Raw genomic sequence first — 6,149 nt, 5'->3', positions numbered from 1 at the left:
TTGTTAGCGATCGCTGGTTTTTGATCCTACCTCACCAAATCGCGTTGCTCCCTTTCGCAGATGTACCCCGTCAGAAAAGGTGTCTTTGAGGACACGCAGGGGTCGAGTGGGGGCGATCGCAGCCGGAATTTCTGCTCCAACCGCGTGTTCCACTAGGTTAGCTGACCAGGGCGCTCCCCCCACCTTACGGCGCATCTCAATGTACTCAATAGGGTTAGCAACTCGATTTTGGCTAATATTGGCGAGTTCCCAGAGAGATTCTTTGAGAAGATTGATGGTACTCTCAGAAAATCGGATTACCCAGTCTTGGGAGGCATTGGGGATGGTGCGAGTCCAGAGGTTTACTAAACCCCGTTCTACGGCATTAGTGGGTTCTGGCGGCGTTTCTTGGGGCTGCACAGGCATAAACGCTGGTAGTCCATTGAGGTACTTCTTAGCCCCAGCCATATCTTGGGTACGCTTGTAAAGCTCAAGGAAGTGATCGTCGAAGAAAAATACCCAAACATACCAATCAGTTACCAGATTGAGCATAGGTTCATCGGCATCTGGATGGGTATAGGAACACAATAGTGCATAGTCATGGGCATCAAACTTGCGCTCATCCCAAATCCCATAATCTTCAGATCCCTCTGCCCCGCCCAAAATTCCCATTTCATAAGCCCAAGCTTTAGAATGTACCCGTGCCGCTTCCAGGTTTGGGTTTAGCCGTGCCGGCCAAGGTACATAAAAACTCGGCAACTCAAAAGGTTGCTTACTTGAAGTCATTGTCCATTTAAACCTATCAGTTTAAGCTCAGTGTCTTGATTAAAGTCGCGTTATAATGGTTTTGATTTACGTGAGTTACACCTGTAGGGGCACGGCACTGCTGTGCCCCTACACCTTGCGATATAACGTTGTGCCGTCCCTGAGTGGGAACCGCTATAATTTGACATTCGCTGTTAATCTTGGGTAAGTGAAATTATTTCTAGTAATCGAAAAAATCACAAGTTACTCTTGCCAAATATGTACTAAGCATTAAATTACAGCTTATCAACAGCACGATCAAGAGTTTTTATAAAACGTCCTACTTTTCCCACTTTTCCCACTTTTCCATTTAACCAAATCAACACTTTTATAGCTAACAATACCTTAGCCAAATTACGAGGGTTCAATGGCTGTAGAAGCATTATGAATACGACCAAGAGAGATAAGCTTGGCAAAAATCTGGGTTAATAAAATAGGCTCTGGTGGTTGTGGAAGCATTTTTAACATTTCACGAACATATTCCGACTTTTCAAACAGCCTCTTAAGCGCACGTACAGTATCAACAGTTACTACTTTACTTGATACAAAGACTTATTCAACGTTAGATATTGTTAGTCTTTATGACGAACGTTGGGATGTTGAGCTTGATTTGAAACATCTTAAAACTACATTAGGCATAAACAAGAAATTGCCAGCCGAACTAACCTCTCAGGAATTTGGGTAGCAGCAGTTTGTATTGCAATTGAGGAAAGCAGACCCCTAGGGCATGTTTTCAAACTATAACCACAAGAGAATGGAGGCGATCGTAATCATAGCTGTATAATTTACAGCAAGTTTCTCATATCGGGTAGCGATGCGGCGAAACTGTTTGAGTCGATTGATAGCGCGTTCAACAATATTGCGTTGACGGTAGATTTCAAAGGCTTTAGAACCTCGACGTGGTTCATTTGAGAGTCGTGGGATAGTAAGACGAATACCACTTTAAGGGCGTAAGTAATTACGTATTCGACGACCTATATAGCCTTTGTCTCCAACCAATCTCAAAGGACGTAAACGTGGACGACCCCGACTCTTATCGCTTGACTGCTCCTTGTGACATCAATTGTTCTAGAAAAATTGACTTCATAAGTTGACCTGGACTAAGAATAAAAGTTATTGGTTTACCTTTACCCTCACAGCGAATGTGTATTTTTGTACTGAAACCACTCGCGTGTTCGACCTAGTTTTTCGTCTTCATCGCCCCAATATTCCACCTGCGGCGTGCTGATGGCTCTACACTAAAAGCTTTATTTCGGAAATTAAAAAGCCTAGAAGACCTGAAAACAGGGCAGTTAGCTGGAAAAATTTGTACAGTTATTGATTTGGTTACTCGTTTACCTATTGAGGTTTGGTTTCACACTAACCCCGCTGCATTAGAGACTAATTTTGAGGCCCAATTACTGAATTTACTACCTGCTAAAACTCTGATTTTACTGATAGAGGTTTTTATCATTTCCAATTCCTTCAAAAACTTATTAACCAAGAAGTTCATTTTATTATTCGTTTAAAAGCCAAAGCAGCTATTAAGTACTTAAAAACTTTTAGCTATGATCATTTGGTTAAAGACCGATTGATTCAACTTGGTACTGTTCGTCGTGCCGCACCAGTTCTTACTTTACGTCTAATCGAAATCAAGGTTGGTAAAACTAACTATTTTTATATTACTTCTGTTCTTAACCCACAAATATTACCTCCCACAGTTTCACTCACCGACTGTAGATATTGGGCAGACGACCCAAGCTGCTTCTCTTTCTAAACCTACAGAGTTACAGTCATCAGGTGATGGGCTTGTACCAGACGCGATAATTAATCTTCCTCTAATTAATAGGGCAAACGCACTTATCGCTGCTTTAACGAAAAGTGGTTTTCAAGTAGAAGATATGATGAGTTCCCAAGTCATTGCGATCGCTGGTACTCAGCGAGGGGGCAAGGGAACCTTAGCAGCAATCTGGGCATGATTCCCGAATGGTTAAAGACCTACAAACACCCAGGAAATGGGCAACCAGATCCAGCCAGAACATTACTTCAATTCTTCCTGGAATTAGTTCAAGAGCATGAAAGGGCAGTCATACCCAGAGGGGAGAAGATTGCTCCATCAGATGCAGTTAATCATCTAGAGTCCATTTTTTCAAAGCCTTATCAAGAAGTGAAATTTCTGGAAGTAGAAGAGAGTAGTATTTCTGAGACTGATTTAGACCAAATTGTGGCGATCGTTGCAGCTACTGCTAATCCTCCAGCTTCTTTTGCTGCTATCAGAAACAGCCGCAAGTGGGGCGAAGAGAAAAAGAGTGTTCTTTACTTGAGAAATGCCTTGTCACAATTGATTGACACTAACCAATTGTGCAGAAACGAAAAAGATGGTTTTAGCGTTATTAACGTTAACCAGTAAGTCACACTGAAGGTTGAGTTCCAGTCAAGTTCCAGTCGAGTTCCGGTATTCTTACATCTTTAAGTAAGGATGACAAATAGAGTCTTTTTATCTCTCCATGAGATTGCTCCTGATCTAGGACTCATGTGATACTCAAGATTGTAAAAAATTGACTCGATCTCTAGTATGCTCTTCTCGAAAAGCCACTACTCAGATAAGCGTTAGGCATTGTCATTGCCGCTATTAACTGCTATGTCGAAATGTAACACGTCTTCGCGATCGCCCAGCTTTGTATAAAGTTTAATGGCTGGATCGTCACCAATATCCGCCTGGACGAAAATGACATAAGCTCCACATGCTGCTGCTACTTCCTTCAGCTTCTGAATTAATGCCGTTGCGATCCCCTCCCGTCGGTGTGCGGCGGCAACAGCTAGATCGTAGATGTAAATCTCGCTGCGCTCCTGCTCGAACTTTTTAAGCTCGTAGGCAGTCAGACCGCCAACGACCTCACCTTCTTTCAATGCGGCGATCGCAATGAAGTAGTCACTATCAAGCAGTTGCCGCAGATAGTCTACACTAGGCGGATTCCCATAGGTCTCCACCTCATCGAACGCCTCACCAAAGGTCGCTAATAGAGCTTCCATTAATGCAACGTCCTCCGGCACAATCTGTTGAATGCTTAAGTTCATTGGTATTTCCTAAGCTATATTCCTGCTGAACGGCTAAATCCTGCTCGTTCATACAATATTAGACGAAAGGGCTAAACCCAAAAATCAGTTGATTATCGCTTGCTGCTATGGCTGTCTTTGGGGTGCAGTTATCGGAATTACGACATTCTTTATTAAGCCCAGCGTCACTGTAGCGGCGATTGGGTTGGGTTTTACGACTGGAGCGTCTGGGAAATTGTTGGTTCAAAAAGGGGAATAAATCGAAGTAGCTGAAGATTGGTTTTAATTGTTTAAGTGGTCTTTTCGATTCATTAGAGTAAATATGTCTTGGTCGAAATCTATCTCTTTTGATGTTGCTAATAAACTTTTTAACGTAATTAGAATTTGTAAAGTTTTGTAAAGAATTCTCTTTACAGGAGTCAGCTACACGAAAACGAACACTGCCACATCATCCAATGTCTGTGGTAAAGTATCCAAGTCAATCGAGTAGTCACCAAATCGTTTGATATGGCTATTCATGTAAGGACTTAAATGCCACATCTTCACGCATAATGAAATAGCCTTCACGCTTCAAATCACGCAGAATATTAGTTAAATCAACCACATTGTGGAAGATTACCGCATTAGGAATCAAATCATGATACTTAATAATTTTCTGTTGTTCTTCTGATCGGTCAAGTTCCGGTATTCTTACATCTCCAAGTACGGCTGAAGAATAGAGTCTTTTTATCTATGGGGTACAAGAGGCAGAGGTGCAAACGAGAAAACTTACTGCAACTTTTCCCTTGCTCCCCTGCTTTTCTTCCCCATTCCCAAATAACAGATATTGCTATCAGCGACTGGCAGAGGTGGTTGGGTACTGATGTCCTAAGGTGGGATGTGGCGTGTAAGGTTCTTCCAAGAATTTACGCTCTTGATCGGAAAGTTTCAAATCTAAAGCCTCAACTGCTTCTTTGAGATGCTCTATCTTACTAGCACCAACGATTGGAGCCGTCACGCCTGGTTGATGCAATAACCAAGCTAAGGCAATTTGTGTTGGTTTCACGCCGCGTTTTTGCGCTAATTCTACGACACGATCGACTATTTGAAAATCTGAATCTTGATAGTAGAGATTGTGGGCGAATTCGTCGGTTTTTGCACGCACGGTTTGACCATAGTCTTGTTTGCTGCGATTTCCAGCCAGGAAACCACGCGCTAAGGGACTCCAAGGAATAATCCCAATTCCTTGATCTAGAGATAAAGGTATGATCTCTCTCTCTTCTTCTCGATAAACTAAGTTGTAGTGATTTTGGATAGATATAAAGCGACTCCAACCGTGTTTGTCAGCCGTGTAAAGGGCTTTGGCAAACTGCCATGCATAAACACTCGATATTCCTAAGTAACGAACTTTTCCTGATTTGACTACATCATGCAGCGCCTCTAGGGTTTCCTCTATGGGCGTTTCGTAGTCCCATCGGTGAATTTGGTACAAATCGACGTAATCTGTTTGTAAACGCCGTAATGAGGCATCAATGCCATCAAAAATATGCTTACGAGACAGTCCCTGATCGTTGGGACCATCACCGATTTTATTGTATACTTTGGTAGCAATAACTACTTGATCTCTTTTGGCAAAGTCTTTGAGCGCCCGTCCCAGAATTTCTTCACTAGCACCTAATGAATAAACATCGGCGGTGTCAAAGAAGTTAATGCCCAATTCCAAAGCTAATTTAATAAACGGGCGACTTTCTTCTTCTTCTAGTACCCATTCGCGCCATTTCCGAGAACCATAAGTCATAGTACCCAGAGTCAAGCGTGATACTTTTAATCCGCTTTTTCCGAGATTTACGTATGTTGTCATACTGTTTGCTCTACTTTTTGATAACGTTGTGATAGTTCTAATGCAAGTTGAGAAGCTTGATGTGCTTCATCACTGCGTCCTAGCTGGCTGTAGGTATTAGCTAATTCCCGTTGAATCACGGGAATATTGCCACGAGATGCATTGCGCTTTTCTAGTACATTCAAGGTTTTGTGATACTGCCGATCACGAATCAGTGCATCAAGATAAATTTGCTCAAATAAATCTTGTTGAGCATGAGATCCACCTGTGGAGTATAAATCAGGTAATACTGCCTCTAGTTGAGCGATTGCACATTCCCAATCCCCACGAGCATGAGCAATCATCCCCTTAGCCGCTGGTACTCCTACCTCTACCCAAGTCCGCCGTGCATAGGGTAAGACGTTTTCTCCATGAGTTTGCATACTCTCTAACATCTCTACCGCCCAGTCATCTTTACCGCCCCGTACCAAGGCATAGATATATTGCAAATCCAGGAAGGCAAGAGCGTGTT

Annotated in this window: 8 protein-coding genes and 1 pseudogene; 3 read left to right on the top strand and 6 right to left on the bottom strand. The window is 42.6% G+C overall.

The features are described from left to right. Positions 1–3: 3 nt before the first annotated feature. On the bottom strand, positions 4–765 hold the full coding sequence (locus ACFE90_RS35085; protein ID WP_375506881.1) for a hypothetical protein: 762 nt from the start codon (positions 763–765) through the stop codon (positions 4–6). 427 nt (positions 766–1,192) lie between these two features. Between ACFE90_RS35085 and ACFE90_RS35080 the strand changes: the two genes are divergently transcribed. Continuing rightward, on the top strand, positions 1,193–1,468 hold the full coding sequence (locus tag ACFE90_RS35080) for a hypothetical protein (protein WP_375506880.1): 276 nt from the start codon (positions 1,193–1,195) through the stop codon (positions 1,466–1,468). A 53-nt stretch (positions 1,469–1,521) separates the two neighbouring features. Here ACFE90_RS35080 and ACFE90_RS35075 read toward each other — a convergent pair whose 3' ends face one another. Then, complete coding sequence (locus ACFE90_RS35075) at positions 1,522–1,719, bottom strand: transposase (RefSeq protein WP_375506883.1); 198 nt, start codon at positions 1,717–1,719, stop codon at positions 1,522–1,524. Between the two features lie 701 nt (positions 1,720–2,420). Between ACFE90_RS35075 and ACFE90_RS35070 the strand changes: the two genes are divergently transcribed. Together ACFE90_RS35070 and ACFE90_RS35065 are read left to right on the top strand one after the other, a co-directional pair. Further along, positions 2,421–2,741 carry a hypothetical protein gene (locus ACFE90_RS35070; RefSeq protein ID WP_375506879.1) on the top strand — a complete coding sequence of 107 codons (321 nt, stop codon included), beginning with the start codon at positions 2,421–2,423 and terminating at the stop codon, positions 2,739–2,741. Then, entirely contained in the window at positions 2,738–3,172 is a 435-nt protein-coding gene (locus ACFE90_RS35065) for a hypothetical protein (RefSeq protein WP_375506878.1), read from the top strand. The genes ACFE90_RS35070 and ACFE90_RS35065 overlap by 4 nt, the downstream gene beginning before the upstream one ends. 200 nt (positions 3,173–3,372) lie before the next feature. Here ACFE90_RS35065 and ACFE90_RS35060 read toward each other — a convergent pair whose 3' ends face one another. From ACFE90_RS35060 to ACFE90_RS35045, 4 genes and pseudogenes are all read right to left on the bottom strand, one after another. After that, positions 3,373–3,840 (bottom strand): AAC(3)-I family aminoglycoside N-acetyltransferase, encoded by a 468-nt coding sequence (locus ACFE90_RS35060; RefSeq protein ID WP_375506877.1) that lies wholly within the window; start codon positions 3,838–3,840, stop codon positions 3,373–3,375. A gap of 490 nt (positions 3,841–4,330) precedes the next feature. Next, positions 4,331–4,507 (bottom strand): Tn3 family transposase, encoded by a 177-nt coding sequence (locus ACFE90_RS35055; RefSeq protein ID WP_375506882.1) that lies wholly within the window; start codon positions 4,505–4,507, stop codon positions 4,331–4,333. A 144-nt stretch (positions 4,508–4,651) separates the two neighbouring features. Next, positions 4,652–5,659: an aldo/keto reductase gene (locus tag ACFE90_RS35050; protein ID WP_375506876.1), complete on the bottom strand. Its 1,008-nt coding sequence runs from the start codon at positions 5,657–5,659 to the stop codon at positions 4,652–4,654. After that, positions 5,656–6,149, bottom strand: a pseudogene (locus ACFE90_RS35045) (hypothetical protein); the annotation flags it as partial. The gene ACFE90_RS35050 and the pseudogene ACFE90_RS35045, both read right to left, overlap by 4 nt.

The organism is uncultured Nostoc sp. (genome assembly GCF_964245445.1).
GTDB lineage: Bacteria > Cyanobacteriota > Cyanobacteriia > Cyanobacteriales > Nostocaceae > Nostoc.
The sequence above is the reverse complement of the archived record's forward strand: the minus strand, read 5'-3'. Positions and strand labels throughout refer to the sequence as shown.

Excerpts from the sequence above, each read along its gene's own strand:
- ACFE90_RS35085 (WP_375506881.1), bottom strand. The coding sequence starts at position 765 with ATGACTTCAAGTAAGCAACCTTTTGAGTTGCCGAGTTTTTATGTACCT.
- ACFE90_RS35065 (WP_375506878.1), top strand. The coding sequence starts at position 2,738 with ATGATTCCCGAATGGTTAAAGACCTACAAACACCCAGGAAATGGGCAA.
- ACFE90_RS35060 (WP_375506877.1), bottom strand. The coding sequence starts at position 3,840 with ATGAACTTAAGCATTCAACAGATTGTGCCGGAGGACGTTGCATTAATG.
- ACFE90_RS35050 (WP_375506876.1), bottom strand. The coding sequence starts at position 5,659 with ATGACAACATACGTAAATCTCGGAAAAAGCGGATTAAAAGTATCACGC.